The organism is Xanthomonas theicola (assembly GCF_014236795.1).
Taxonomy (GTDB): domain Bacteria; phylum Pseudomonadota; class Gammaproteobacteria; order Xanthomonadales; family Xanthomonadaceae; genus Xanthomonas_A; species Xanthomonas_A theicola.
In genome coordinates this window covers 362625-389414 of record NZ_CP049017.1, presented here as the reverse complement: position 1 = coordinate 389414, position 26790 = coordinate 362625, and the positions used below count along the sequence as shown (strand labels likewise).

At 68.0% G+C, this 26790-nt stretch carries 17 protein-coding genes and 3 pseudogenes; 13 read left to right on the top strand and 7 right to left on the bottom strand.

From position 1 onward, the window contains the following. The first annotated feature begins 125 nt into the window (after positions 1–125). On the top strand, positions 126–719 hold the full coding sequence (gene yjgA / locus G4Q83_RS01705; protein WP_128418827.1) for a ribosome biogenesis factor YjgA: 594 nt from the start codon (positions 126–128) through the stop codon (positions 717–719). A gap of 169 nt (positions 720–888) precedes the next feature. On the opposite strand, the gene tldD is transcribed toward yjgA, so the two are convergent. The 4 genes from tldD to G4Q83_RS01685 form a co-directional block, all read right to left on the bottom strand. Continuing rightward, positions 889–2331, bottom strand: coding sequence for a metalloprotease TldD (gene tldD, locus G4Q83_RS01700; RefSeq protein WP_128418826.1), 1443 nt, complete (start codon positions 2329–2331; stop codon positions 889–891). Between the two features lie 64 nt (positions 2332–2395). After that, the gene (locus G4Q83_RS01695) at positions 2396–6286 is read right to left on the bottom strand and encodes a YhdP family protein (protein ID WP_128418825.1); all 3891 of its coding nucleotides are present in this window, start codon (positions 6284–6286) and stop codon (positions 2396–2398) included. Positions 6287–6399: 113 nt separating this feature from the next. Then, positions 6400–7890 carry a ribonuclease G gene (rng, locus tag G4Q83_RS01690; RefSeq protein ID WP_128418824.1) on the bottom strand — a complete coding sequence of 497 codons (1491 nt, stop codon included), beginning with the start codon at positions 7888–7890 and terminating at the stop codon, positions 6400–6402. After that, positions 7890–8456, bottom strand: a complete 567-nt coding sequence (locus G4Q83_RS01685) for a Maf family nucleotide pyrophosphatase (RefSeq protein WP_128418823.1) — start codon at positions 8454–8456, stop codon at positions 7890–7892. The genes rng and G4Q83_RS01685 overlap by 1 nt, the downstream gene beginning before the upstream one ends. A 131-nt stretch (positions 8457–8587) precedes the next feature. Here G4Q83_RS01685 and G4Q83_RS01680 point away from each other — a divergent pair, with 131 nt between their 5' ends. The 7 genes and pseudogenes from G4Q83_RS01680 to G4Q83_RS01655 all read left to right on the top strand — a co-directional run bounded on the left by G4Q83_RS01680 (position 8588) and on the right by G4Q83_RS01655 (position 17640). Beyond that, positions 8588–9319 (top strand): SIMPL domain-containing protein, encoded by a 732-nt coding sequence (locus tag G4Q83_RS01680; RefSeq protein WP_128418822.1) that lies wholly within the window; start codon positions 8588–8590, stop codon positions 9317–9319. Positions 9320–9715: 396 nt separating this feature from the next. After that, positions 9716–12784, top strand: coding sequence for a TonB-dependent receptor (locus tag G4Q83_RS01675; protein ID WP_128418821.1), 3069 nt, complete (start codon positions 9716–9718; stop codon positions 12782–12784). 330 nt (positions 12785–13114) lie between these two features. Next, the gene (locus G4Q83_RS01670) at positions 13115–15883 is read left to right on the top strand and encodes a TonB-dependent receptor (protein WP_128418820.1); all 2769 of its coding nucleotides are present in this window, start codon (positions 13115–13117) and stop codon (positions 15881–15883) included. A 226-nt stretch (positions 15884–16109) separates the two neighbouring features. Further along, a complete protein-coding gene (locus G4Q83_RS01665; protein WP_425480278.1) occupies positions 16110–16280 on the top strand; it encodes a hypothetical protein in 171 nt (56 codons plus the stop codon). A gap of 55 nt (positions 16281–16335) precedes the next feature. Continuing rightward, positions 16336–16506 (top strand): annotated as a pseudogene (locus G4Q83_RS01660) (IS21 family transposase); the annotation flags it as partial. A gap of 2 nt (positions 16507–16508) precedes the next feature. After that, a pseudogene (locus G4Q83_RS24375) lies at positions 16509–16799 on the top strand (helix-turn-helix domain-containing protein); the annotation flags it as partial. 139 nt (positions 16800–16938) lie between these two features. Further along, positions 16939–17640 (top strand): IS30 family transposase, encoded by a 702-nt coding sequence (locus G4Q83_RS01655; protein WP_185817321.1) that lies wholly within the window; start codon positions 16939–16941, stop codon positions 17638–17640. 65 nt (positions 17641–17705) lie between these two features. On the opposite strand, the pseudogene tnpA reads toward G4Q83_RS01655, so the two are convergent. After that, positions 17706–18137: pseudogene (gene tnpA, locus G4Q83_RS01650) on the bottom strand (IS200/IS605 family transposase). Between the two features lie 324 nt (positions 18138–18461). On the opposite strand from tnpA, the gene G4Q83_RS01645 reads away from it, so the two are divergent. The 3 genes from G4Q83_RS01645 (at position 18462) to G4Q83_RS01635 (ending at position 20560) form a co-directional block, all read left to right on the top strand. Beyond that, a complete protein-coding gene (locus G4Q83_RS01645) occupies positions 18462–18872 on the top strand; it encodes a hypothetical protein (RefSeq protein ID WP_146095453.1) in 411 nt (136 codons plus the stop codon). A gap of 285 nt (positions 18873–19157) precedes the next feature. Beyond that, positions 19158–19607 (top strand): DUF192 domain-containing protein, encoded by a 450-nt coding sequence (locus tag G4Q83_RS01640; RefSeq protein ID WP_128421051.1) that lies wholly within the window; start codon positions 19158–19160, stop codon positions 19605–19607. A 38-nt stretch (positions 19608–19645) separates the two neighbouring features. Beyond that, complete coding sequence (locus G4Q83_RS01635) at positions 19646–20560, top strand: SirB1 family protein (protein WP_386273530.1); 915 nt, start codon at positions 19646–19648, stop codon at positions 20558–20560. Between the two features lie 44 nt (positions 20561–20604). On the opposite strand, the gene G4Q83_RS01630 is transcribed toward G4Q83_RS01635, so the two are convergent. Further along, a complete protein-coding gene (locus tag G4Q83_RS01630) occupies positions 20605–20871 on the bottom strand; it encodes a rubredoxin (RefSeq protein ID WP_246432239.1) in 267 nt (88 codons plus the stop codon). Between G4Q83_RS01630 and thiE the strand changes: the two genes are divergently transcribed. Continuing rightward, positions 20870–21493 carry a thiamine phosphate synthase gene (gene thiE, locus G4Q83_RS01625; protein WP_128421054.1) on the top strand — a complete coding sequence of 208 codons (624 nt, stop codon included), beginning with the start codon at positions 20870–20872 and terminating at the stop codon, positions 21491–21493. The genes G4Q83_RS01630 and thiE overlap by 2 nt on opposite strands. Before the next feature lie 392 nt (positions 21494–21885). On the opposite strand, the gene G4Q83_RS01620 is transcribed toward thiE, so the two are convergent. Next, entirely contained in the window at positions 21886–25047 is a 3162-nt protein-coding gene (locus G4Q83_RS01620) for a TonB-dependent receptor (protein WP_128421055.1), read from the bottom strand. A 357-nt stretch (positions 25048–25404) separates the two neighbouring features. Between G4Q83_RS01620 and hemL the strand changes: the two genes are divergently transcribed. Continuing rightward, positions 25405–26697 carry a glutamate-1-semialdehyde 2,1-aminomutase gene (gene hemL, locus G4Q83_RS01615; protein WP_128421056.1) on the top strand — a complete coding sequence of 431 codons (1293 nt, stop codon included), beginning with the start codon at positions 25405–25407 and terminating at the stop codon, positions 26695–26697. The last annotated feature ends 93 nt before the right edge of the window (positions 26698–26790 follow it).

Genomic DNA, 26790 nt, shown 5'->3' with positions numbered 1-26790 from the left:
ATTCCTTCGCAGGAGCCCGGCCATCCATGGCCGGACTTGGGATCGTGCGATTCCTTCGCAAGAGCCCGGCCATCCATGGCCGGACTTTCTAATTTGATGTTTCAGACCGATTGAGTGGTACGACGATGCGCGGACGCGACGAAGACACCGGTGAATTCCGCGGCGAAAGCCGCAGCCAGCAGCGCCGCGAGGCGCTGGAGGTGCTGACCCTGGGCGAGAAGCTGGTGGCGCTGACCCCGGCGCAGCTGGCCAGGCTGCCGGTGCCCGAATCGCTGGTCGCGCATATCGCCGACGCCAAGCGCATCACCTCGCACATCGCGCACAAGCGGCAGCTGGCGTTCCTGGCCAAGCAGATGCGCCGCGAGGACGAGCAGACCCTGGACGCGATCCGCGAGGCGATGGACGCCAACAGCGACGGCGCGCGCCGCGAAGCGGCGGCGCTGCACCGGCTCGAGGACTGGCGCGGGCGGCTGCTCGCCGACGGCGACGCGGCACTGTCCGGGCTGCTGACCGAATACCCGGGCGCCGACCGCCAACGGCTGCGCCAGCTGATCCGCAACGCTAAGGAAGAGCGGCTGAAGAACAAGCCGCCGCATGCGTATCGGGAGTTGTTCCGGGAGTTGCGGGAGTTGATATTGGCGGAGGCGGGACGCGGGAGGCGGGACGCGGGAGGCGAAGACGCCGAAGACGACGCGCTCCAGGACGACGCGCGCGACTGAGCCGCGCCGCCGGGCAAGATGGCGCCGGGCAATGGAGAACCCGACACGGCGGCGGCACCTGCGGCGATGACGGCTGGACATTACGACGGCATCGCGACAGCGGCCACCCGCGATCGCCCCCGCTTCAGCGAATCCCGAATCTCCAATCCCGGCGTCACCGCTCCGGCTCCTAGGCCGTCCCGCCCACGGTCAGCCCGTCGATCAGCAGCGACGGCTGGCCGACGCCGACCGGCACGCTCTGCCCGTCCTTGCCGCACACGCCCACGCCTTCGTCCAGCGCCAGGTCGTGGCCGATCATGCGTACCTTCTGCATCGTCTCCGGACCGTTGCCGATCAGGGTGGCGCCCTTCACCGGCGCGGTGACCCTGCCGTCCTCGATCAGGTAGGCCTCGGTCGCCGAGAACACGTACTTGCCGCTGGTGATGTCGACCTGGCCGCCGCCGAAATTGACCGCGTACAGGCCCTTCTTCACCGAGCGGATCATCTCCTGCGGATCGTGCCGGCCGGCGAGCATGTAGGTGTTGGTCATGCGCGGCATCGGCAGGTGCGCGAACGATTCGCGGCGGCCGTTGCCGGTCGGCGCCACGCCCGTCAGCCGTGCGTTCAGCGCATCCTGCATGTAGCCCACCAGCACGCCGTCCTCGATCAACGTGGTGCAATGGGTCGGGGTGCCTTCGTCGTCCACGTTCAGCGAGCCGCGGCGGCCGTCGAGGGTGCCGTCGTCGACGATGGTCACGCCCGGCGAGGCCACGCGCTGGCCAATGCGCCCGGCATAGACGCTGGTGCCCTTGCGTGCGAAGTCGCCTTCCAGGCCATGGCCGACCGCTTCGTGCAGCAGCACCCCGGGCCAGCCGGGGCCCAGCACCACCGGCATCACCCCGGCCGGCGCCGGCACCGCCTCCAAGTTCACCAACGCCTCCCGCAGCGCTTCCCTGGCGAAGACCTCGGGGCGGCCATCGGCGAACAGCGCCTCGTAACCGTAGCGGCCGCCGCCGCCGGCATGGCCGGACTCGCGGCGCCCGTCCTGCTCGACGATGACCTGCACGTTCAGCCGCACCAGCGGGCGCACGTCGGCGGCGAACACGCCGTCGCTGCGCGCCACCAGCACCGTGTCCACGCCGCCGGACAGGCCGACCATCACCTGCTGCACGCGCGGATCGGCGGCGCGCAGGAACTGGTCCAGGCGCCGCAGCATCTCGACCTTGAGGTCGTTGCCCATGCCGTCCACCGGGTCCAGTGCCGGATACAGCGCCCGCCCGCCGCCGCGCAGCAGCGACTGCGCCGGCTGCGTGCCGCCGTGGCGGGAAATGGCCCGCGCCGATTGCGCCGCGGCCAGCAGCGCATCGCGATGGATGTCGTCGGAATAGGCGAAACCGGTCTTCTCGCCGGAAATCGCGCGCACGCCCACGCCCTGCTCGATGGAATGGGCACCGTCCTTGACGATGCCGTCCTCCACGCTCCAGCTCTCGCGCCGCGAATGCTGGAAATACAGGTCGCCGAAGTCGATGCCGGGGCCGAGCAGCGTGCCGAAGGCGCGCTCCAGGCTGGTGGCGTCGAGGCCGGCGGGAAGCAACAGGCGGGTTTCGGCGAGGCTGAGGGCGTTGTCGGTCATGGGCTCAAACATGGGGGATGGGAGCGCGCAGCGCAAGCGTGGCCGGAACCGCGCGCGCAGCGATTCAGGGACTGCCGGCAGCCGCCGACGGCGCGGGCGGGCGCGAGGATTCGCGCTCGATCACCTCCACCTTCGGGTCCTTCCACGGGCCGGTGACGCGGTAGGTGCGCGCGCCGATCGCGCCCAGCGGCTTGCCCAGCACCGCGTTGGCGGCCGCACCGACCGCCGCGCCGACCGGGCCGCCGGCGACCGCGCCGACCACGGTCAGCAAGTTGCCGGATTTGGGATTGACGTCGATGGTCTGGTCGAACTGCTGCGCGCGCAGATCGGCCTGCCCGCGCACCTTGATCTCCGCGGCGGGGCCGTCGATCAGCATCGCGTCGCTGCGCGCGACGCCGTCGCCGAACTGCACCTGGCCGTCGATACGGTTGAACGCGAAGCCCTTGGAGAAGAAGTCGCGGAAATCTAACATCAGCCGGCGCGGCAGCTGCGCCACGCTGAGCAGGCCGAGCACGCGGCCAGCGCCGGGATTGAGTTCCAGCAATTGGCCGTTGCGCGCGGCCACGTCGAGCTGGCCCTGCAGCGTGGCCAGCTGGAACCCGGCCGGGTCGCCGGGCCAGGCGGCGCGCAGCGTCAGCGTGCCGTCGCCGCCGCGCAGCTGGCCGCCGTAGTCCAGGTCCTGCATCAGTGCGCCCAGGTCCTGGCTGTCCACGCTGGCGATGAGCTGGGTCCGCGCGGTGGCGCCCTTGCCGCGCCAGTCGCCGCTGATGTCGATCTTCTGCTTGTCCGAACGCAGGTGCAGCTGGTCCACGCGCAGGCCGTCGGCCAGCTTGCGGGTGCGCAGCGAGGCCACGCCGAGATTCATCGCGCCAAAGCGCAGGTCGTCCACGTCCAGCGCCAGCGCCGGGATCGAGGCCGGGTCGATCGCCTCGGCCAGCGGCCGCACCGCCGCGGCAGCCACCGCGGGCGCGGAAGCGGTCGCCGCGTCGGCTGCGCTGGCGGCCACGGCCGCCGGGGCGGCCGCCAGCGCGGCGCGCCAGTGCACTCGCGCCAGGCGGCCGCCGAGCACGCCGCCGTCCTTGCTCGGCACACTGAGCTCGCCGGCCAGCGCCGGTCCGTCCAGGTGCACCGCCACCGTGTCGGCCTGCGGCTGCAGCCGCAGGCGGGTGTTGTCGAACACGCCGCCGAGCAGCAGCAGGTGGTCGGCGAGCACGTCGATCTGGCGCAGCGGCATCGGGTCCTCGGCGCCCGGCGCGGTCGATTTGTTCGGATCCGGGCCGCTGACCAGGCCGATCCAGTCGATCGCGTTCAGCGAGCCGGTGCGTCCGCTCACGACCAGGCCGCTGCCGGGCGGGTCCTCGGCCACGTGGTCGCTGCCCATCACCACCTTGACCCCGGTCTTGCCGTTCTGGCTGCGCGCGACCAGCGCCATCAGCTTGCCGAAGGCGACCTCGATGCGCCCGCTGCCGACCGGCAGCGGCATGGCGACCGAGGTCGCCAGCGGTGCGGCCACGCCCTTGTCCATCGGCGCCGGCAGCAGCAGTTCGGTGCCGACCAGGTCCGAGTGCAGCTGCAGGCGGGTCGGCGGCTGCGCCACGCCGGCGGCGGTCTTGGGCAGGGCCACGCCGATGTTCCACCGCGAGCGGCCCTGCACGTAGGGCTTGAGCCAGGCCATTTCCGGCGCCCGATCGAGCAGTTCGTCGGCATCCACCGACACGCTCAATGCCGCCTCGAACGCCTGCTGCGGATCGCTCACGCCGTCGCCGGCACGCAGCGCCAGCTCGCCCGGATGGCCGTCCTGCAGCACCGCCAGCTTCGGCGCCTCGAATCCGGTGTCGCGGTAGTCGGCGCTGCCGCGCACGTCGTCGAAGGCCACGTCCGAGCGGCTGTCGACGATACGCGCGCCGAGCAGTTCGATCCTGCCGCGCAGGTGATGGCCGCCGACGTCGGCGCGCAGCGGCTGCAGCAGGTCGAAGCTCACCTCGGCCGGGCCGGAGGCGCTGAGCGCGTCCAGGGTGTCGCCGTAGCGCTTGCGCAGTGGACTCTCGCGCAGCATCGCCAGCAGCTTGCCGGTCTCGGCGCGGCTGCTGGCCAGCACGCCGAGCTGGCCCTGCCTGTAGTCCGGCAGCGTCGCCGACAGCCGCTCCACCGGCACCCCGCCCATCTCGCCGCGGCCATGGACCTCGAAGCCGTTGCCGAGGAAGACGACGCCGGCGTCCACCTTCTCCACTGCCGGCCATTCGCGCTGGAAACGGACCTTGGCATCCTCCAGCCGCGCGCTGGCCTCGAAGCGGCCGTTGCGGTCGACGAACGGCCACTGCTCCAGGTCGCCGGACACCAGCACATGCCCGTCGCGCAGACGCCCGCCCTGCAACGCGGCGTCCAGCCAGTCGGTGGCCGCCTTGCTCATCTTCGAATGCACCCAGAACTTCTTCGCCGCCACCACCGGCGCGTCCTGCAGGTCGGCGGCCAGGTCGATCCACGGCCGCGAGCCGTCGCTCTGGAAGCGCAGTCCACCGCGGAGGTCGGCACCGTAATCGGCGCCCTGCACGCGCAGCGCCGGCGTCGCCACACGCACCTGGTCGCCGTCGCGGAACGCCACGATGCGCCCGGCCAGGCGGATCTCGTGGACCACGCCGAACCCGCTGGGCCAGTCGAGGCGCACCGGGCTGGCGGCGTCCAGCGCCAGCTCCGCGCCCTGCGCGTCGCCATCGAAACGGCCGCGCAGCCCGCTCACCCCGGGCGCCTGCCCGACCGGCGCGAATGCCAGTTCGGCCAGGCGTCCGCGCGCATACAGTGGCCCGCCGGCACTGCCGGTCAGCGCCACCTGGGTCAGCTGCAGTCGCGGCCGCGCGGCGTACAGCCAGGCCCGCAGGCGCGGCGGCAGGCGCTCATCGAGCGCGGCCACCGCCAGCAGCGGCGCCGCATCCAGACGCTCGCCGAGCAGCGCGAAGCGGCGCCCGCCGGCCACGGTCAGCCCGTCCAGGCGCTGCAGCGGCTGCCCGGCCTGGCCGATCTGCAACCGCGGCGCATCCAGCCGCCAGCCGCCGTCGATCTGCCGCCAGCGCGCCGCAGTGCGCAGCGTGGTGAATGCGGTCTGCGGCCGGGCGCCGCCAGCGGCCAGCGCGGCGCCGCTCAAGCGCAGGTCGCGCAGGGTCGCCTCGACGCTGACCCCGACGATCCGGTGCCGCTGCAGTTGCGCCCAGCCCTGCACCTCGCCGGCACCGCCTTCGATGCGGATCCCGGCGACGTGCAGCAGTCCCGCCCAGCCGGCCAGTTCGGCCGGGCGTGCGGCCACGTAGGCCTGGCCATCACCGCGCCGGCGGTCCAGGTCGAGCATCGCGGTGAGTGGAGGCTGCTGCCGGTCGACCCAGCCCTGCGCGCCGACGCGCAGGCGGTCGCCGTCCACGCGCAGGCGCAGGTCGATCTTCGGCAACTGCGCATCCGCGCCCAGGTCGGGCGCATACACCGCGAGCCGGCCGTCGATGACCTGCAACTCGCCCAGACCCTGCAGCGCGTCGAGCGGATCGCCGCCCTGTGCGGTGGGCAGCAGGCCCTGCACCGACCAGCTGCCGTCGGCGCCGCGCAACAGGGTCAGCGCCAACCCGCGCAGGCGCAGTTCGGTGAACGAACGGCCCGGCAGCACCCCCGCGTACATCGACACCAGCACTTCGGCCTGGCCGATGCGTACCCCGTCGCCGGCGCCGATGCGCAGGCCGTCCAGGCGCAGCAACGGACCGCGCCGGGTCCAGGCGGTTTCGACCCGGTCGAACCGGATTGGCCGCCCGGCGCGCTCGCTGAGCCACGCCTGGACCTGCTGCGGATGCCGCTCCACCAACGGCAGCGCCTGGCTCAGCACCCCGACCAGCAACGCCACGCACACCAGCCCGATCGCCACCGCATAGAACGCGCAACGGCGGGCCAGGCGCAGGCGGCGGCGCAGGGGGGGGGGCATTCAGGCGGAACTCGGGACTGGGCAAGCACAAGCGCGAGCGATGCCGGGTTTCCGTGCGCGGGGACGGTCCTTGCGCCGTTGCTTTTCCGAGTCCCGAGTCCCGAGTCCCGGCCTCACAACAACACCACGTCGAACTGTTCCTGCAGGTATTGCTCATCGGCCTGGAAGCGGATGCTCTTGCCGAGGAATTCCTCCAGCTCGGCCACCGCCGAGGATTCCTCGTCGGTGATCCGCGCCACCACCTTGCTCGAGGCGATCACCAGCAGCCGCGCCGCGTCGAACTGGCGCACCGCGCGGGTGATCTCGCGGAAGATCTCGTAGGTGACGGTCTCGGCGGTCTTGATCGAACCGCGCCCGCCGCATTCCGGGCACGGCTCGGACAGCTGCCGCTCCAGGCTCTCGACGGTGCGCTTGCGGGTCATTTCCACCAGGCCCAGCGGCGAGAACTCGTACACCGTGGTCTTGGCGTGATCGCGCAACAAGGCCTTCTCCAACGTGCGCAGCACCTGGCGGCGATGCTCGGCGTCGCCCATGTCGATGAAGTCGATGATGATGATGCCGCCCAGGTTGCGCAGCCGCAGCTGCCGCGCCACTGCCTGCGCCGCCTCCAGGTTGGTGCGGAATACCGTTTCCTCCAGGTTGCGCTGGCCCAGGAACGAGCCGGTGTTGACGTCGATGGTAGTCATCGCCTCGGTCTGGTCGATGACCAGGTAGCCGCCGGACTTCAGCGGCACCTGCTTGTCCAGCGCGCGCGCGATCTCGTCCTCGACCCCATACAGGTCGAAGATCGGGCGGTCGCCGGTATACAGCTCCAGGCGCTCGGCCAGCACCGGCATGTACTTGGCCACGAACGCCTGCAGCCGTTCGAAGGTCTCGTGCGAATCGACCTTGACCTTCTCCACGTCCTTGCGGATCAGGTCGCGCACCGCGCGCAGCGGCAGGCTCAAGTCCTCGTAGATGATGCTGGCCGGAGCGCCGTCGCGGCCGCGCCGCTCGACCACGTTCCAGACCCGCGACAGGTAGGCGACGTCCTCGGCCAGCGCCTCGGCCGGCTGGCCCTCGGCATTGGTGCGGACGATGTAGCCGAAGCCGCCGTGGCTGGCGGCGAGGTCGGCCACCAGCGTCTTCAGGCGCAGCCGCTCGGCCTCGTCCTCGATCCGCGCCGACACCCCGATCACCCGCGACTGCGGCAGCAGCACCAGATAGCGCGAGGGGATGCTGATCTGCGTGGTCAGCCGTGCGCCCTTGCTGCCGATCGGATCCTTGACCACCTGCACCACGATGTCCTGGCCGTCGCGCAGCAGTTCCACGATCGGCACCGCGGCCGAGACCGGCAGCGGCGTCGCCTCCTCGGTGTCGCCGTTGGCCACCGGCGCCGGGCGCACCACGTCGTTGGCGTGCAGGAACGCGGCGCGTTCCAGCCCGACTTCGACGAATGCCGCCTGCATCCCCGGCATGACCCGCTGCACCCGGCCCTTGTAGATGTTGCCCACCACCCCGCGGCGCCAGCCGCGCTCGATGTGCAGCTCCTGCAGCATGCCGTTCTCGATGACGGCCACCCGGGTCTCGCGCGGTGTGACGTTGACCAGGATCTCCTGCGACATCAAAGCACTCCGAAGGCGCGCAGCAATTGGGAAGTCTGGTGGAGAGGCAGGCCCGTCACCCCGGAATAGCTGCCGTCCAGGCGACTGACGAAACGCTCGGCGCCGCCCTGGATCGCATACGCGCCGGCGCACCCCATCGGTTCGCCGCTGGCCACGTAGTCGGCGATGTCCCGCGCGGACAGGACGGCGAAGCTGACCTGGGTCGGCACCAGCACCACTTGCTCGCGCGCGGCCGCGACCAGCGCCACCGCGGTGATCACCTCGTGCACACGCCCGGACAGCGCCGCCAGCATCGCCGCCGCCGCGGCGGCGTCGGCCGGCTTGCCGAACACGCGGCCGTCCAGCATCACCTCGGTATCGGCGCCGAGCACCAGCGCACCCGCCGCGGCAGCCAGCTGCGCCATGCCCGCGCGGGCCTTGTCCAGCGCCACCCGGCGCACATAGGCGTACGCCATTTCGTCGGCCGCGCGCACCTCCGGCACCTCGAGATCGAGGACCCGAAACGGCACGCCCAGGCGCGTCAGCAGTTCGTTTCTGCGGGGAGAACGGGAAGCCAGGTACAGCATGGATGAAGGATAACCCGGCGGGACGACTGAACGATCGCTAATTTCGGCGCCGTGGATTCGACCCCGGCAGGGATCACGACGCGTTCATCGTCGCGGCAACACCCTCGCCCCATCTTCAAGGAGAACATCCGATGCGTGCCCTATCCGTCCGTCCGCTGCTGCTGGCCCTGACCCTCGCCCTAGGAGGCACGATGACCGCCCATGCCCAAACCGCCGCGCCGGCCTACGCCGTGCCGGCCGACGGCACCCTGCTCAACATCGCCGCGCAGGCCGAGGCCAAGCGTGCGCCGGACGTGGCGACGCTGTCGGCAGGCGTGGTCACCCAGGCCAGCGACGGCGCCGCCGCGATGCGCCAGAACGCCGAGCAGATGACCAAGGTGCTGGCCGCGGTCCGCGCCGCCGGCATCGCCGACAGGGACGTGCAGACCAGCGGCGTCAGCCTCAACCCGCAGTACAAGTACGCAGACAACCAGGCGCCGCAGATCACCGGCTACCAGGCCAGCAATACGGTCAACCTGAAGGTGCGCGACGTCGCCAAGCTCGGCAAGGTGCTGGACGCGCTGGCCGCACAGGGCGCCAACCAGATCAACGGCCCCACCTTCGAGATCGACGATCCGGAACCACTGTACGAGCAGGCCCGCGGCGATGCGCTGAAGAAGGCCCAGGTCCGCGCGCAGGCCTACGCCAAGTCACTGAGCCTGCGCGTGCGCCGCATCGTCAGCATCTCCGAGGGCGGCGGCGGCGTGCGCCCGGTGCCGATGATGCGCGCGATGGCGATGAAGGCGGAGATGGACACCCCGGTCGCGGCCGGGCAGAGCAGCGTGTCGATCAACCTGGACGTGGTGTTCGAACTGGGCAAATAGCCACACGAGCATGCCTGGCCACGACGGCGCCTGCGGGCGCCGTCGTCGTTTCCGTCTCCTGAAAAGCCAGGGGCGTTCGCCGTGCGCTGCGGAGGCCGCCATCCAGGCCAGCGGCGTCCACTTGGCACCGAGAGAAACGGGAGCGGCCGACGCGCCCCCGACACACGTCGGCGAGCGCACCGAATGTTCGAATTACTAACACTCCATTCACAAACTGTTCATTTTTTTGATAAAATTTTCTTAAATATCAATAACATTTGGATCAAGCATTCAAATTCATTGACCGACCATTGACAGGACGACTTGCTCTATTTTTGATTCAGCCACCAGTCATTGAACGCGCGACGGTGGCGCCAGAGGTCAGGACTTTTCGTCAGCTTTTCAGGAGAAAGCGCAATGAGCTTCGGTCACTATCGGCCTGCCGTGGGGCGCAACCGCGATGCCCGCCGCCACCCTCTCAAGGTCAGCCTGTTGGCACTCGCGTTGTCGGGCGCGGCCAACCTCGCCTGCGTCGACCGCGTCCACGCACAAAGCACCACCGCCGGCATCTACGGCTCGGTTCCCCCGGGCGAGAACCTGAGCATCCTGGTCCAGAGCGACACCGGCCTGAGCCGCACCGTGCAGGTGGACGCGAGCGGCCGCTACAGCATCGGTTCCCTGCCGGTGGGGACCTATACCGTCACCCTGCAGCGCGGCGGCCAGGCGCTGGAGGCCCGCAAGGGCGTCACCCTCCGCGTGAATTCGGGAACCGACGTCTCGTTCGGTGGCGCGGACGCCACCACCCTGGAAACGGTCACGGTCACCGGCGGCGGCATCGCGCGGGTGGATATCTCCACCGTGGATGCGCGCACCGTGGTCACCGCCGAGCAGCTGGCACGCCTGCCGCTGGGGCGTTCGGCCGAATCGATCGCGCTGCTGGCGCCCGGCGTCGTTCAAGGCAGCGGCTACTTCGGCAACACGGTGTCGTTCGGCGGCGCGGGCATCTCCGAAAACGCCTACTACATCAACGGTTACGGCACGGGCAATCCCCTGACCAACCTGGGCGGCGTCGGCCTTCCCTACGGCGCGATCGACCAGCAGGAGATCTATACCGGCGGCTACAGCGCCCGCTACGGACGCTCCACCGGCGGCATCATCAGCCAGGTGGGCAAGCGCGGCACCAACGCATGGCACTTCGGTGGCCAGATGCTGTGGCGGCCGGCGGCGCTGGCCAGCGAAAACAGGAACGTCTTCTATCCGGATACCGCGCCGCCCCCCGGTTACAACTACACCGACGCGACGCGGCCCGGCACCCTCTACCGCAGCCGCAAGAACGACAAGGCGTGGAAGACGGTGTACAGCGCCTACGCGGGCGGCCCACTGATCGAGGACACGCTGTTCCTGTTCCTGTCGGCGGAACAGGAAAAGAGCGAAGGTACGTCCACCAACGCCATCAATTCCGCCATCCTCGGCCGCGGACATTACGCAACCGACGAACCCAAGGTCTACGCCAAGGTCGATTGGAACATCAACGACAGCAACATCCTGGAACTGACCGGGATCAAGAGCAACTACCGCGATGGCGGCACCTACAACGCGTTCGACTACAAAACGCTGACCGAAGGCGGCCGGATCGCCGCGCTGCCGGACACGGTCAAGGTCAACGATCGCTACTACATCGGCAAGTACACCAGCTACATCACCGACCAACTGACGTTCAGCGCCACCTACGGCAAGAGCCAGCGGGACAACCAGCGCGACAATCCCAGCACCGCGCCGTTCATCTCCGGCGCAGCCAATCAGGATCCCTCCATCACCGGCGGCACTCCCATCCGCAACAACCAGACCTCCACCCAGGCCCGCGACGGCGAGAGCAAGACCCACGGCCTGCGCATCGACCTGGAGTACGTGCTGGGCGACCACACCCTGACCGCGGGTGTGGACAACATGTATTTCAACGCCGACAACGAAGGCGTCATCACCACCGGCCCGGGCTATGTCTGGACATACGCACGCTCGGCGCGGCCGAACGCGCCCATCAGTTCCGCGCTCGGCGTAGGCGCTCCGCGTGGCAATGGTTACTACGCGTACCGCACGGTCTTCACCACGGCGACGTCGATGTCCGTGAAGCAGAACGCGTATTTCGTCGAGGACAAATGGCAGATCGACGACACGCTGCTGCTGTCGCTGGGCATTCGCAACGACACGTTCACCAACGCCAACAGTGCCGGGGAGACCTATGTCGAGAGCGGCGACCAGTGGGCGCCGCGACTGGGCCTGAGCTGGGACGTGTTCGGCGATTCCTCGTTCAAGGTGTACGGCAACCTGGGGCGCTACTTCCTGGCGTTGCCCAACAGCGTGGCGATCCGCGGCGCCTCGCCTGCGACCTTCACCCGCGAATACTTCACCTACACCGGCATCGACGCCCAGGGCAACGCGACCGGCCTGACCCCGCTCGGACCGGGTCCGGTGTCCTCGAATGGCGAATTCGGCCAGGCGCCGGACGCAAAAGGCATCGCCGCGCGCGATCTGAAGTCGATGTACCAGGACGAATTCATGCTCGGCTTCGACAAGACCCTGGGCAGCGACTGGGTGACGGGCGCGAAATTCACCTACCGCAACCTGGGCGCCGCGATCGACGACGTCTGCGATCCAGCGCGCATGGAAGACAAACTGACCGCCCTCGGCATCGATCCGTCCAGCGTCGACATCCCGGGCTGCATCATCTTCAATCCCGGCGAGACCAATACATTCAGCCTGGCCAACGTCGATGGCTCCGGCCGCACCTCGCTGCGCATGACCAAGGCCGACTGGGGCTTCGACAAGGACGCCAAGCGCAAGTATCTGGCCCTGGACCTGTACCTGCAGCACCCGTTCGACGGCACGTGGGAAGGCCGCATCGACTACACCGTGTCGCACAGCTTCGGCAACACCGAAGGCCAGGTCAAATCCGACATCGGTCAGAGCGACGTGTCCAAGACCCAGGACTGGGACGCGGCGGCGCTGATGCGGTATGCGGGCGGCGACCTGGCCAACGATCGCCGCCACCAGATCAAGCTCTACGGCAGCTACCGGATCGCTCCGGAATGGATGGCCTCGGCCAGCGTGCGCATCCTGTCCGGCACGCCGAAGTCCTGCCTGGGCTACTTCAGCGCGAACGGCACCGACGAGGACTCCACCGCCGGCGACCCGGTGGGATATGGCGCGTCCTACCACAGCTGCAACGGCCAGGCATCCCGTCCAGGCGACGCGGGACGCACCCCATGGACCAGGATCGTCGACCTGGGCCTGTCCTACCGTCCCGCATTCGCGGACGACAAGCTGTCCTTCAACCTGCAGGTATTCAACCTCTTCAACGAGCGCAAGCCGGTGCAGGTGAATTCGACCTGGGAGGATTCGCCCTACACCCTGTCCAACACCTACAACATGGGACTCTTCTACACCGCGCCCCGGTACGCCCAGGTTTCGGTGTCCTACGACTACTGAGCAATGCGCCGGCGCGGTCGCCGGCGCAAGCGCACGGCCCGGCCCGCGCCGGGCTGGGTGTTTCATGACGCATCGCCACCCTTCCCGGCCGCGCGGCGATCGCTTCCGGATCGCTTCCAGTCGCGGTCGCCGATCGGGTTTTCGCTGCGGTTTTCGCTGCGCCATGCCGCGGGGCATGGCGGCGGCGGCGTGCGCCGGGATCGTCGCTTAATCCAAAGTTCACTCTTTATTCACGATAAATATACCTAGATAGCGCCCAGCCGGTGCTGAACGCCGGCTTTATTTGCCCTTGCGGCCAAAATTTGCGTGCCCTGTCCAGGAGAAGAGAGCGTGAACAGTGATATCCAACGGCGTGCGACCCGCCGCCATGTTCTTTGCGCGTCCGTAGCCGGCGTCCTCGCCGCCACCATCGCGGTACCGGCTGCCCTCGCGCAGGAGGCATCCACGCTCGACCGCATCACCGTCACCGGCTCCAACATCCCCCGCACCAACACCGAGACCCCGTCGCCGGTCCAGGTCGTCACCCGCCAGGAAATCGACCGCACCGGCAAGACCACGGTCGCCGAATACCTGCAGACGCTGACCTCCGACGGCGCCGGCTCGATTCCCAAGACCTTCGGCAACGGCTTCGCCGGCGGCGGCGCCGGCATCTCGCTGCGCGGCCTGGGCGCCGGCTCCACGCTGGTGCTGTTGAACGGCCGCCGCATGGCCACCTACGGCCTGGCCGACGACGGCCAGAAGGTCTTCACCGACCTGAGCACCATCCCGCTGGACGCGGTCGAGCGGATCGACATCCTGAAGGACGGCGCCTCGGCCATCTACGGCTCCGACGCGATCGCCGGCGTGGTCAACATCATCCTGCGCAACGATTTCGAGGGCGCGATCCTGCGCGGCTCCTACGGCATGTCCGGCGACAGCGACGGCAACGCGCGCAAGGCCACCCTGACCGCCGGCACCGGCAATCTCGCCGACGACGGCTGGAATGCCTTCTTCAGCCTGGACGTGGGCAAGACCGACGCGATCAAGATCAGCGACCGCAAGGACCGCAAGTGGATCGGCACCGGCGACACCCGCCGCTGGGGCTACGGCAACGACGCGCAGTACCTGGGCGGCGCGTTCCTCAGCAACCGTACGCGCGGCGGCGTCGGCCCGAACGGCTCGGTGTACAACAGCGCCGGCCAGTTGGTCGCCCTGCCCGGCTGCGCCGGCCTGACCACCATCCCCGGCCAGACCGACGCCACCATCCAGGCCCAGGGCTGCCTGTGGGATCCGGCCCAGCAATATCGCGACCTGAGCCCGGAAGAGAAGTACGTCAACGTGTTCGGCCGCGCCAGCTTCGCCTTCGGCGAGGGCGGCGAGATCTACACCGAGATCGGCTACTCGAAGAAGGAGACCGTGTTCTCCAACACCCCGTCCGGTGTGTCCGGCGGCTGGGGCTATCCCGAAGGCCCGGTCAACGCCAACAGTGGCCCTCGCGCCACCGTGCTCGGCCCGACCCATCTGGACAACCCGATCCAGGGCCAGGCCTCGCGCCTGCGCTACAGCGCCTGGGACGTGGGCCCGCGCGTGACCGACAACACCAACGAGTTCAACCGCTTTCTGCTCGGCGTCAAGGGCAACTGGGGCGAGTGGAGCTACGACACCGCCTATCTGCACTCGGGCACCGATCTGGTCAACAAGCGCACCGGCTACCTGCGCTTCAGCGCCGTGCAGTGCGCCCTGGGCAACCCGGCCTGCCCGGGCGGCACATGGCGGATCGGCGACAATGCCGGGCAGAACTCGCAGGCGCTGTACGACTTCATTTCGCCGACCATCAGCGCGCGCGCCAAGTCCAGCCTGGACATGTTCGACTTCAAGGTCTCGCGCAGCCTGATCGACCTACAGGGCGGTCCGCTGGGCCTGGCGCTGGGCACCGAGTGGCGCAAGACCAGCAACAGCCTGACCCCGCAGACCTACACCGACCAGGGAGACATCATCGGCCTGGGCTACTCGGCCTACGACGGCACCCAGAACGTCTATGCCGGCTATGCCGAGTTGTCGGCGCCGGTGCTGGAGCAACTGGAATTGTCGGCGGCGGTGCGCTACGACAAGTACGAGAGTGGCGACGGCAAGGCCACACCGAAGCTGGGCGTGAAATGGACCCCGGCCGACTGGATCGCCCTGCGCGCCACCTACGCCGAGGGATTCCGTGCGCCGAACCCGGCCGAGAACGGCGACGGCGGCCTGGCCGCGTTCTCCAGCGCCCGTGATCCGGTGCGCTGCGCCGCCAGCGGCAACAATGCGCAGGAATGCGCCGCGAACCAGGTGGCGATCATCACCCGTCCCAACCCGACGCTGAAGCCAGAGGAGTCCAAGAGCTACTCGATGGGCATCGTGCTGCAGCCGACCTCGACCACCTCGCTGACCGTGGACGCGTGGCAGATCAAGCGCACCAACGAGATCGCCCAGGGCAGCACCGCCGACGCGATCGCCGCCGGCAACGTGCTGCGTGACAACAACAACATCGGTGGCGTGGCCAACAGCGGCAGCATCCTGGCGGTCAACACCGCCTACGTGAACGCCAATTCCTCGCGCGTACGCGGCATCGACACGGACATCCGCCAGACCTTCGACATCGGTCCGGGCCAGCTGGAACTGGACGCACAGTGGAGCCACCTGCTCAAGTTCGAGCGCACCGAGGGCGACACCACCGTCGATTACGTCGGCACCCACGGCAACTGCGACGTGACCAACTGCATCGGCACCCCGCAGGACCGCATCAACTTCGGCACCACCTGGAAGCAGGGCGTGTGGAGCGTCAGCGGCGTGGTCAACTACATCGACAGCATCGAGAACAAGGATCGCCGCGGCGGCGACTACCTGGCGTTCTACGCGGACGGCAGCCCGGTCGAGAAGATCGCCTCGTTCACCACCTTCGACCTGTCCGGCCGCTGGGCAATGACCGAGGCATTCGAACTCAGCGCCTCGGTGCAGAACGTGTTCGACCGGATCGCCCCGCTGGACCCGACCACCTACGGTGCGGTCAACTACAACCCGCTGCACTACAGCGGCGCGGTCGGCCGCTACTTCACGCTGGGCGCGAAGTACACGTTCAACTGACCGAACGCGTTGCAACGCAACCGAGCCCGGGCGCAAGCCCGGGCTTTTTTGTTTGACGATGACTCCAGCTCGGCATTTCGCTGGACTACGTCCAAGCCCGCCACAGCAGGTTTATCAAGGACTTAGGCGCGTCCATCATATGCCGGTGCTTTCCGAAACTTGACCCGGCTTCCTCTCGCGCCGCTCCTATGTGGCTCTTGGAACCGGCTGGTTCCGAGGAGTCATCATGGCAAAGATCAAACTTGCCAAGTCCGCAGTCGATGCGGCGCAACCCCGGGCCAAGGATGTCGAGCTACGGGATACCGTGGTGCCCGGCTTCCTGTGCAAGATTACCCCGAAGGGCCGCCGGGTGTTCATGCTCCAGTATCACCCCCGATTTCACGGACACGGATGTTAGCGCCGAAGTAAAGCGACCCACCTGGGACACGATGGCGGCCTTTTGAAGGCTGCTGATGTCGGCTCAGGAGCAAGCAGTGGAGAGACGAGTGATGGCCCGCAGGGACGAGCGTGTCAGAGCGATCGCCAAGCAGTTGGACTGCTCGCGCAATACCGCGCGCAGATACCTGCGCGATCAGGACGCGCAGCGGTATGGCCCGCGTGAGCGGCGGGTGGTCTCAACCGATCGATGCAACACCGTAGTCTGATCAGGACGGAGGTGGACATCATGAGCAGAACAGTCAGGGTTTGGCGCCATTTGTCGGCAGCGGACCGTGAACAGCTATGGACGCGCTGGCAGGCGGGCGAGCCGCCGAGTGTTATCGCCAAGGTGCTTGAGCGGGATGAAGCGTTGGTTCGGTACGTCCTTCGGCAGCGCGGTGGGTTTGCGCCGCGACCGTGCAAACGAGCGGCACGAGCACTCCAGCTGGCTGAGCGCGAGGAGATCTCGCGCGGCCTGTGCCAAGGCCGTTCCCTGCGCCAGATCGCTCAGGCCTTGGGCCGGGCGGTCTCGACCATCAGTCGGGAGATCGAGCGCAACGGAGGCTGTGAGATCTACCGCGCGACACACGCCGACGAGCGCGCCTGGTCGCAAGCCAAACGGCCCAAAGCCTGCCTGCTTGCCCGCTGCGGGGTGCTTCGCCCTGGTCGCCAGCAAGCTGGCCCGTCGCTGGGCGCCGCAGCAGATCAGCGGATGGCTTGTCCGCCGTTATCCAAACAACGACAGTATGCCGGTGTCGCACGAAACCATCTATCGAAGCCTGTTCGTTCAGAGTCGCGGGGTGCTCAAGAAGCAGCTCTTGGCCCAGTTGCGCACGCGTCGACTGGTGCGTTATCCGACCGCGCAGGGACGCCACGGGAAGAGCCGCAAGGGCGCCCGCAACCTGATGATAGATGCCCTGCCGATCAGCCAGCGTCCGGCCGAGGTGGACGACCGCGCGGTACCTGGGCACTGGGAAGGCGACCTACTGATGGGCACGGTGAACACGCAAATCGCCACGCTCGTGGAGCGGCAATCGCGCTTTGTGATGTTGATCAAGCTTCCTTCGCGCGACAGTGCCACTGTGGTGGACGCGGTCGCCAAGCATATCCGGCGGTTACCTGCTCAGCTGAAAGGTTCCCTGACCTGGGATCGCGGTGCCGAAATGCACAAGCACCAGCGCTTCACCCTGGCGACAGACGTGCAGGTCTTTTTTTGCGACCCGCATAGCCCGTGGCAGCGCGGGTCAAACGAAAACACCAATGGCTTGCTCCGCCAGTATTTCCCCAAAGGACAGGACAGTAAATATCCCCCGGCAAAGCCGGGGGCTTTAGAGATGTGAGCCGCTCAAAGCGGCTGCGGGAGCGCTACGCGCCTCCCTTGTTAGGGCCACCTGAAGGTGGCCGACTACCTCAGCAACTGCAATTGGTCCAAGCGCCGATCTTCCGCCTCTTGGTTCTGGATGTATGCCCCGATCAACCCTTCATCCCGACCTACCCTCGTAACGAAGTAACCTCGCGCCCAGAAGCTCTGCCCTACAAAGTTCCGCTTCCGCTCCCCATACACCCGCGCTAGGTGGATGGCGCTCTTGCCCTTGATATAGCCCACCACCTGCGACACCGCCTACTTCGGCGGAATCTTCAACAGCATATGGACGTGATCTGGCATCAGATGGCCCTCCTCGACCCGGCTCTCCTTCTGCTCGGCCAATCGCCGGAACACCTCTCCTAGATGCTTCCTCAGACCCACATACAGTGTCTTACGGCGACACTTCGGTATGAACACAACGTGGTACAGACACTCCCACCTGGTGTGACTTAAGCTCTCAAACTCATCCATCTCGGTTCCTCCGTCTCGTGTGCTTGGCCGCTCACGTTGCGGAGTCTCCGGGATGGACTCCCGGATACGTCAAACTTCTACTGCCTCCCCGGCAGAGCCGGGGGAACTCTCAGGTTGGTTTAGTGTTAACAGGCCCTAAATCAAGCTGTTGCATCGACCGGTTGAGACCGCCCAGCACATGTCAATGGCTACCCGCAACCGGAGGACGATTTCAAGTTTTTGGAGCAGACCTACGATACCAGCGCTTATTGCTCCGAGTGTGGGGCGGGAGCAGTACAGAACGCGCCATTTCGAGTTCGAAAGTCATTGAAGTGGGGCAGGAACGTGTTTCTGAAACTCTTCTGGGTGGATGATGCATATTTCATGCTCACGCCCAGTTGGCGGGAGCATCTTGCGCTCCTGGGTGTGAGGTCTTGGCCGGTGGAAGATACGAAGGGCAATGAACTGGAAGGCATCGTCCAGTTGAAGGCCGATACCCGTGTGCCGTTGGCCATGGATGACATGCATGGAATACAATGCGAGACGTGTGGACGTAAACGCTATCATTACCACCGCCGGGGGTTCTTTCCGGCGCCTGCCGAGCGACCGGACCTACCAATCTTCCGCAGTGAACAGTACTTTGGCGCGGGCCATCAATCGTCCAATGCAATCATCGTCAACTCCAAGGTTGCGGCAGTAATCCAATCCGCCGCTCTGAGAGTCATCGAGTTGTGGCCATGTGCACCACAGGAATGAGTGTCATCGTGGCTCCGACGGAGCATTTTATGTACACGGCATTTCTCAGGTAGGCTGGCCAAACGATCCGAGTGCCACGGTTCATGACAGTGCCGGGGCGGTGCTCGGGAGTGGCAGCAGTGGCGCCACGGATGTGGGCATTGGTGTAAGAACCAGCCAGTTCGCGCTTGCCGCCAACCCCTACGGTCTCCGGATCGCTGTTGCCAATCCCCGATCCCGGCTCTCTTGACTCGACACGCGGCATGCCACAAGGTGCGCGCTGGTCTCTCCCGACCCGACACCGCCATGTCCCTGTTCCGTGCCCTGTTCGTCCTCGTCCTGCTGACCCTCAGCGGTTGCGTCAGCGCCGGCGACCACTGGGTGGAACTGGGCGGGCACCGCTACCAGGTCGAACTGGCCCAGGACGATGCGACCCGCGCGCGCGGGCTGATGTTCCGCGACCAGATGGACGCCGACCACGGCATGCTGTTCATTCACGACCGCCAGGAACCGCAGGCGTATTGGATGAAGAACACCAAGATCGCCCTGGACATCCTGTACTTCGACAGCCAGCGCAAGCTGGTGGCGCAGCAACGCGACGTGCCGCCGTGCTCGGCCGGCAACGCCTGCCCGCCCTACCCCAGCAATGCGCCGGCGCGCTACGTGCTGGAACTCAACGCCGGCCAGGCCGCACAGCTCAAGCTGCAGGACGGCGCCGAACTGCGCTTCGGCCCGGGCATCCCCAAGGCCCGCTGAGCCGCATCGGCGTCGGGAAAAGCGCCGTCGCCGTCGCGCTGAACCCGACATCGCTGTCGGGAACCACCGGACTTGATCGCGCTGCGCTTTGCGGCCAGTCTTGGGCCATGGTCGACCGACTGACATTGCCGAGCTGGAATGCCCTGGCCGCGCTGGACGACGACGCGCTGCCGCTGCTGGCCACCGCGCTGCTGATCGCGCGCGACGAGTATCCGGAACTGGACGCGGACCACTACCACACGCTGGCGCAGAGCCATGCCGAACACCTGCGCCACGAGGTGGCGATGATCGACGCATGGCCGCTGAAGATGGCCGCGATCAATCGCCACCTGTTCGAAGAACTCGGCTACAGCGGCAACCACGACGAGTACTACGACCCGCGCAACAGCTACATGAACGAGGTGTTCGAGCGCCGCCTTGGCAATCCGATCTCGCTGGCGCTGGTGCAGATGGAAGTGGCGCGGCGGCTGGACATCCCGCTCGACGGGGTGTCCTTCCCCGGGCATTTCCTGGTGCGCCTGCCGGTGGACGACGGCCTGCTGGTGATGGACCCGTTCAACGGCGGCCGCCCGCTGGCGGTGGAGGAACTGCGCGAACGCGCGCGCCCGCACCTGGGCGGCGAGACCCCGGACGACCGCGCGCTGCTGCAGATCCTCGACCCGGCACCGCACCGCGCGATCCTGATCCGGGTGCTGCGCAACCTGCATGGCGTCTATGCCGAACGCGACGAATGGGACCGCGCCGCGCGCAGCGCCGACCGCGTGCTCAAGCTGATGCCGGACCAGCCCGAAGCGCTGCGCGACCGCGGCCTGGCCTACCTGCAGATGGACTACGTGCCCGGCGCGCGCCGCGACCTGGGCCGCTATCTGCAACTGAACCCGGAAGCCAACGACGTGCTGCCGATCCGCGAACGCCTGGTGGAACTGAGCGCGCGCGGGCAGCGGATGCATTGAGTGCCGGGATTGGGGATTGGCCCATCCCCAATCCCGGCCTTCGATCAATCCATCTCCACCATCTCGAAATCGTCCTTGGTCACGCCGCAGTCGGGGCAGGTCCAGGTCTCGGGCACGTCCTCCCAGCGGGTACCGGGGGCGATGCCTTCTTCTGGCAGGCCGTCGATTTCCTTGTAGATGAAGCCGCAGACGACGCACATCCAGGTGCGGTAGGTGGTGGCGGTGGCATCGTTCATTGGATAATCGTTGGTCTGCAGGCCAGGCGGAGCAGCATTGTCCCACCCCCGCCTGCGCACCGGAAGGCTCAGCATGAACGCATCATCGCCGCCCCGCGGCGTCTATCTGATCACGCCCGACGACGCCGATGGCGCGCACCTGCTGGCGCGCGTGGCGCCGCTGCTCGGCCACGGCCCGACCTGGTTGCAGTACCGCAACAAGCGCGCCGACGCGGCGCAGCGCCTGGCCCAGGCGACCGCACTGCAGGCGCTGTGCGTGCAGGCCGGGGTGCCGCTGATCGTCAACGACGACGTGGCCCTGGCGCAGGCGGTCGGCGCCGCCGGCGTGCACCTGGGCGAGGACGACGGCGACCTGACCGCCGCGCGCGCGGCGCTCGGCGCCGATGCGCTGATCGGCGCCTCGTGCTACGACGATCCCGCCCTGGCCCGCGCCGCCGCCGCCGCCGGCGCCAGCTACGTCGCCTTCGGCGCGTTCTTCCCCTCGCGCAGCAAGCACACCACGCGCCGTGCCGACCCCGGCCTGCTGCGCGATGCCGCGACGCTGGGCTTGCCACGGGTCGCGATCGGCGGGCTGACCCCCGACAACGGCCGCGCCCTGGTCGACGCCGGAGCCGACCTGCTGGCGGTGATCGGCGGCGTGTTCGATGCGCCCGATCCGCGTGACGCGCTGGCCGCCTACCGCGCCTGCTTCGGCTAGGGCGTTTTCGACGCTGATATTTTCAGACAGCGGAGTGTTGTGGGAGCGCCTTCAGTCGCCAATCGCTCTACCTGTAAAGCTCGTCGCGACGGAAGTCGCTCCCGCAAGTTGTATCACTTGGATCGAAAGTGCAAGGCGCAGCAACGGCACGGGCAGAACCCGGCGGTGCCGGGGCGCTCGTCCCTCATCCGTTGCCGGCGGCGCCGCTGCCGGTGGCGGTGTGACGCGCGGCGGGCGATGCCGGCGCAACCCGCCGGCGCGCCGGCTTGGCTCCTGCGCGCGATGGCCGCCCGGAGATCCTGTTACAGGACCTTGCCGCTGGCGGGACGGACCCAACGACCTGCCCGGGAATGGATGTCGCGGCGACGGCGGACAGCGCCGCCGCGCCGCGTTCAGAAATCGTAGCCGAGCGTCACCCGCGCCGAGCGCGGCGCCTGGTAGGCCACCGCCTGATTCCACAGCGGATTGACCTGACCTGGATTCAACTCGGAGAACGGATAGATGTTGATCGCGGTCTGCCGGTTGGTGACGTTGAACACGTCCAGGCGCAACGCCAGCTTGCCGTCGGCGAACTTCGGCGTGTAGGTCAGGCCCAGGTCGAGCTGCGCCACCCAGCCCAGGGTGCCGTGCGAGCCCGGTGGCGACGGCTCGCCGGTGCCGGTGTCCGGGTTGTAGCAGAAGTGGTACGTACCGCCGGTGATGCTGGCATTGGCGTAGCCGACGGGGTCGCGATCGCCGGCGTCGTAGTTGGTGCCGTAGTAGTAGCCAAGACACGGCCGCGGCGCGCCGGAGATCAGGCTCACATTCGCGGAGGTGCCCCATTCTTCGGTCAGCTGGTAGACGCCGTACGCCTTGAGCTGGTGGCGGCGGTCGTTGGACTGGTTGCCGTTGAAGTGCTCCATCAGCGCCGCATGGTCCCAGCTCTGCGTGGTCGAGGTCGCCGCCTGGCCCTGGTAGCTGCCCAGCGCGCCGCCGGTGCGCCACAGGTCCGAACGCAACTGGCCTTCGGTGGTGCCGTAGCTGTGCGACCACACATAGCTCATCCTGGTGTACCAGCGGCCGTCGAACGGGCGCTCCAGGCTGAATTCCAGCGCCGAGTAGCGGCGCTGGAATTCCGGGTAGCCGCCCTGCGCGCGAGTCACGGTCAGGGCGTGGATCTGGCCGTCGGTGCCGATCACCCGGTAGGTGTTGGTCGTGCCCGGATTGACCAGCGCCGCGCTGGCGTTCCTGGTCCAGTCGATGTCCACGCCCGCCGCCTGCGCCGCGGCCACCAGGCCAGCGTTGGAGTTGTCGAGGTTGGTGTCGTCGATGCCGTCGTTGAGCCGGCGATGGGTGCCGCGCACGCCGAGCATCCAGTCGTTGGGCAGCAGCTTGGTGAAGCCGAGGATGAGCTCGTCCTGGTTCTCGCCCTTGATGTCCTCGGCCACCGCGGTGCGCACGTCGGCGAGCCGGCCGAAGCGCGAGTTGGCCGAGACCGGCGGCGCCAGTTGGGTGGCCAGGATCGGCGTGCCGTCGGCGTTGATGCCGCTATAGGTGTAGTAGGTGCTGGTGGACACCGCCGGGGTGAACAGCCCGGCCGGCGACAGCGGCAGGCCGAGGTAGTAGCGGCCGATGTTGCCGTACACCTTCAGGCTGGAATCGCCGTTGACGTCCCAGCTGAAGCCCAGCCGCGGCGCCCACTGGTTCTTCAGTTCGATGTAGGCCTGGCCGAACGGGGTGTCGTTGGTGAAGCTGTCGTTGCGCACGCCGAGCGAGAGCATCAGCCTGTCGGTGGCCTGCCAGTGGTCTTCGAGGTAGTACGCGGTCTGCCTGGCGTCGTAGGAATACAGGTTGGTGGCGATGTCGCGGGTGACGTAGTAGCCGGTGCTGCCGTAGGTGGGATCGGCCAGGCCCGGGCTGGGCACGCCGAGGCTGCCGTCCTCGGCCACCGAGGTGCTGACCCGGCCGCCGCTCTTGAGGCCATACGGATCGGTCGTGTATCCATAGGTCCAACCATAGCCGGGGCCGGAGCTGTAGGTGCCGATGTTGAGCGCCTCGCTCTTCTGGTTGTCGATGCCGACGTCGAGGCTGTGCGTACCGAGCCGCCAGTTGAGGTTGAGCCGCAGGTTGTCCTTCTTGTATTCGCGATCCGGGTCGGTGATCGAGACCACGCGTTGCGCATTGGCGATCGGCGTGCCGCCGGTATAGGCCGGATTCTGGTTGGCGACGCCGACGAGGTAAGGGCCATTGCCGGCGTCGTAGCCGATCGCGGTGAGCTTGTTGGGCAGGCTCTCCTTGCCGTACAGCGCGGTCAAGGTGACGTTGTCGCCGAAGTAGCCGGTGTACTTGCCAAGCAACAGGGCTGGACCGAACGTGTTCTTGGCTTCCCGCCCGACATAGCCGCCGACCTCGCGGTCGACGTAGTCGTAGCCGTAGAGGTTGCCGTTGGTGCGCGCCTTGTCCTGCGCGCCGGTGAATTCCAGCAGGTGGTTGTCGCCGATCTGCCAGTCGATCTTGGCGTAGGCGCGGGTCTGCTTGTAGTCGTAGCGCGTCCACGGCGCCCCGGAGATGCCGCCGGAGGTGACGCGCGCATCGGCGACGCGGGTGCCACTGGAGTCGACCTGCTCCAGGGCCAGGAAGAAGAACAGCCGGTCCTGCACCAGCGGGCCCCCGACATAGGCGCTGTAGGTGGTCTGGTCGGCGCTGGTTTCGCTCAGCGGCATGTAGTTGCCGGCGCTGTACTTGGCATTGCCCGGGTCCCAGTACATGCTGTCCTTGCGGAAATACAGATCGCGCTGCCTGGCGCTGAGGCTGTCCGGCTGCCAGATCACCGCCGCGCCGACGTGCCATGCGTTGCTGCCGCGCTTGCCGACCTGGCTGATCACCCCGCCGTTGGAACGGCCGTACTGCGCGCCATAGCCGCCGGTGAAGATTTCCTGCTGGTCGATGGCGCCGTACGGCAGGGTCAGCCCGCCCAGGCTGCTGGCCGGATCGGTGGTGTTGAAGCCGTTGAGGTAGTATGCGTTCTCGCTCGCCGCCGAGCCGCCGAAGCTGGCCAGCGAACCGCCGAGCGCGCCGTTGTCGTAGCCGCCGCTGTTGGCGACCACGCCCGGCGCCAGCAGGGCGATGGCCTCGGCGCTGCGGCCCAGCGGCAGCACCGCCAGTTGCTCGGCGGTGACCACGGTGCGGCTGTCGACGCTGGCGACGTCGATCCGGGCCACGTTGCCGGCCACCACGTTGACCGCATCCAGCGTCTGCGCCGGGCCGCCGAAGCCGACCTCGGTGCCGGCGCCGACCACCAGGGTGATGTTCTCGCGCGTCTCCACCACCTGGCCGTCGCGCTTGAGCGTGACCGTGTAGGTGCCCAGCGGCAGGTTGCCCTGCGCGTAGCGGCCGCGTTCGTCCACCTTGACCTCGCGGCTGAAGCCGCTAGTGTTGGTGATCAGCACGCTGCGCTCGCCCGCGCCCGGCGGCACGCTGCCGACGATGCTGCCGGTGGTGGACTGCGCATACCCAGTGCCGGCGGCAAGCGCCAGCGCGAGCGCCAGGGCGCTCTTGCGGAGCGTACGATTCATGCTCTCTCCCCGAAGATGAAAAGCTGTTTGTTGGCAACCCAACGAAAAATGCAGACACAACACCAGTGGCGAGCCCCCATCGGTGGCCATCCCCTCGAACACTGTGGAAATGCGCCCGTTGCATGCCCCATCACCCTTGGCTGTCAGGTCATGCGCCCCCTTGGACGCTCCGATAGTAAGCAGCCGATCACACGGCGAAGCCGGCCGCGACGGGTAGGTGCCCGGCTGGCGGGTAGGTGCGCTGCTCCCCATGGCAGGCGACATGGCGCATGCAGGCGGCAGCCGCGACAATGGGCGGCATCGCTCCGCGCCCCGGCCGACCGGCCCGGCCAGCCTCGCCCAAGGATTCGCCCGCTCATGAACCACGCCCGCTCCCACGCCCTCTTCAGCCAGGCGCAGTCGCTGATCCCGGGCGGCGTCAACTCGCCGGTCCGCGCCTTCAAGTCGGTGGGCGGCGAACCGTTCTTCGTGCAGCGCGCCGACGGCCCGTACCTGTACGACGTGGACGGCAACCGCTACATCGACTACGTCGGCTCGTGGGGTCCGATGATCGCCGGGCACAACCACCCGGCGGTGCGCGAGGCGGTGCAGCGCGCGATCGGCGACGGCTTGTCGTTCGGCGCGCCGTGCCCGGCCGAAGTGACGATGGCGCAGACCATCACCCGGCTGGTGCCCTCGTGCGAGAGGGTGCGCATGGTCAACTCCGGGACCGAGGCCACGCTGTCGGCGGTGCGCCTGGCGCGCGGCGCCACCGGGCGCAGCCGCATCGTCAAGTTCGAAGGCTGCTACCACGGCCACGGCGACTCGTTCCTGGTCAAGGCCGGCAGCGGCATGCTGACCCTGGGCGTGCCCACCTCGCCGGGCGTGCCGGCGGGGCTGAGCGAACTCACCGCCACGCTGAGCTACAACGATGCCGACGGCGCCACCGCGCTGTTCGACCGGATCGGCGGCGAGATCGCCGCGGTCATCATCGAGCCGGTGGTCGGCAACGCCAACTGCATCCCGCCGCGCGCAGGCTACCTGCAGCACCTGCGCGATCTGTGCACGCGGCACGGCGCGCTGCTGATCTTCGACGAGGTGATGACCGGCTTCCGCGTGGCCCTGGGCGGCGCGCAGGCGCACTACGGCGTGGTCCCGGACCTGACCACGTTCGGCAAGATCATCGGCGGCGGCATGCCGGTCGGCGCCTATGGCGGCCGCGCCGACCTGATGCGGCAGATCGCCCCGTCCGGGCCGATCTACCAGGCCGGCACGCTCAGCGGCAACCCGGTGGCGATGGCCGCCGGCCTGGCGATGCTGGAGCTGGTGCAGGCGCCGGGCTTCCACCAGCGCCTGGACGCGGCCACCGCCGCGCTGTGCGCCGGGCTGGAGCAGGCCGCCGCCGCCGCCGGCGTGGCGGTCACCACCAACCAGGTCGGGGCGATGTTCGGGCTGTTCTTCACCACCGAAAAGGTGGAGACCTACGCCCAGGCCACCGCCTGCGACACCGCCGCGTTCAACCGCTTCTTCCACGCCATGCTGGAGCGCGGCGTGTTCCTGGCGCCGTCGGCGTACGAGGCCGGCTTCCTGTCCAGCGCCCACGACGACGGCGTGCTGGAGGCCACCCTGGCCGCGGCGCGCGAGGCGTTCGCCGTGGTCGCCACCAGCTGAACACAAACTGAGCACCCGGTCGCGACTTTGCTTTTGTCGCGGCCGTGTCATAAGTTAAACGTTCAAGGCCAACGGACGGCATCCAGGCGGGGG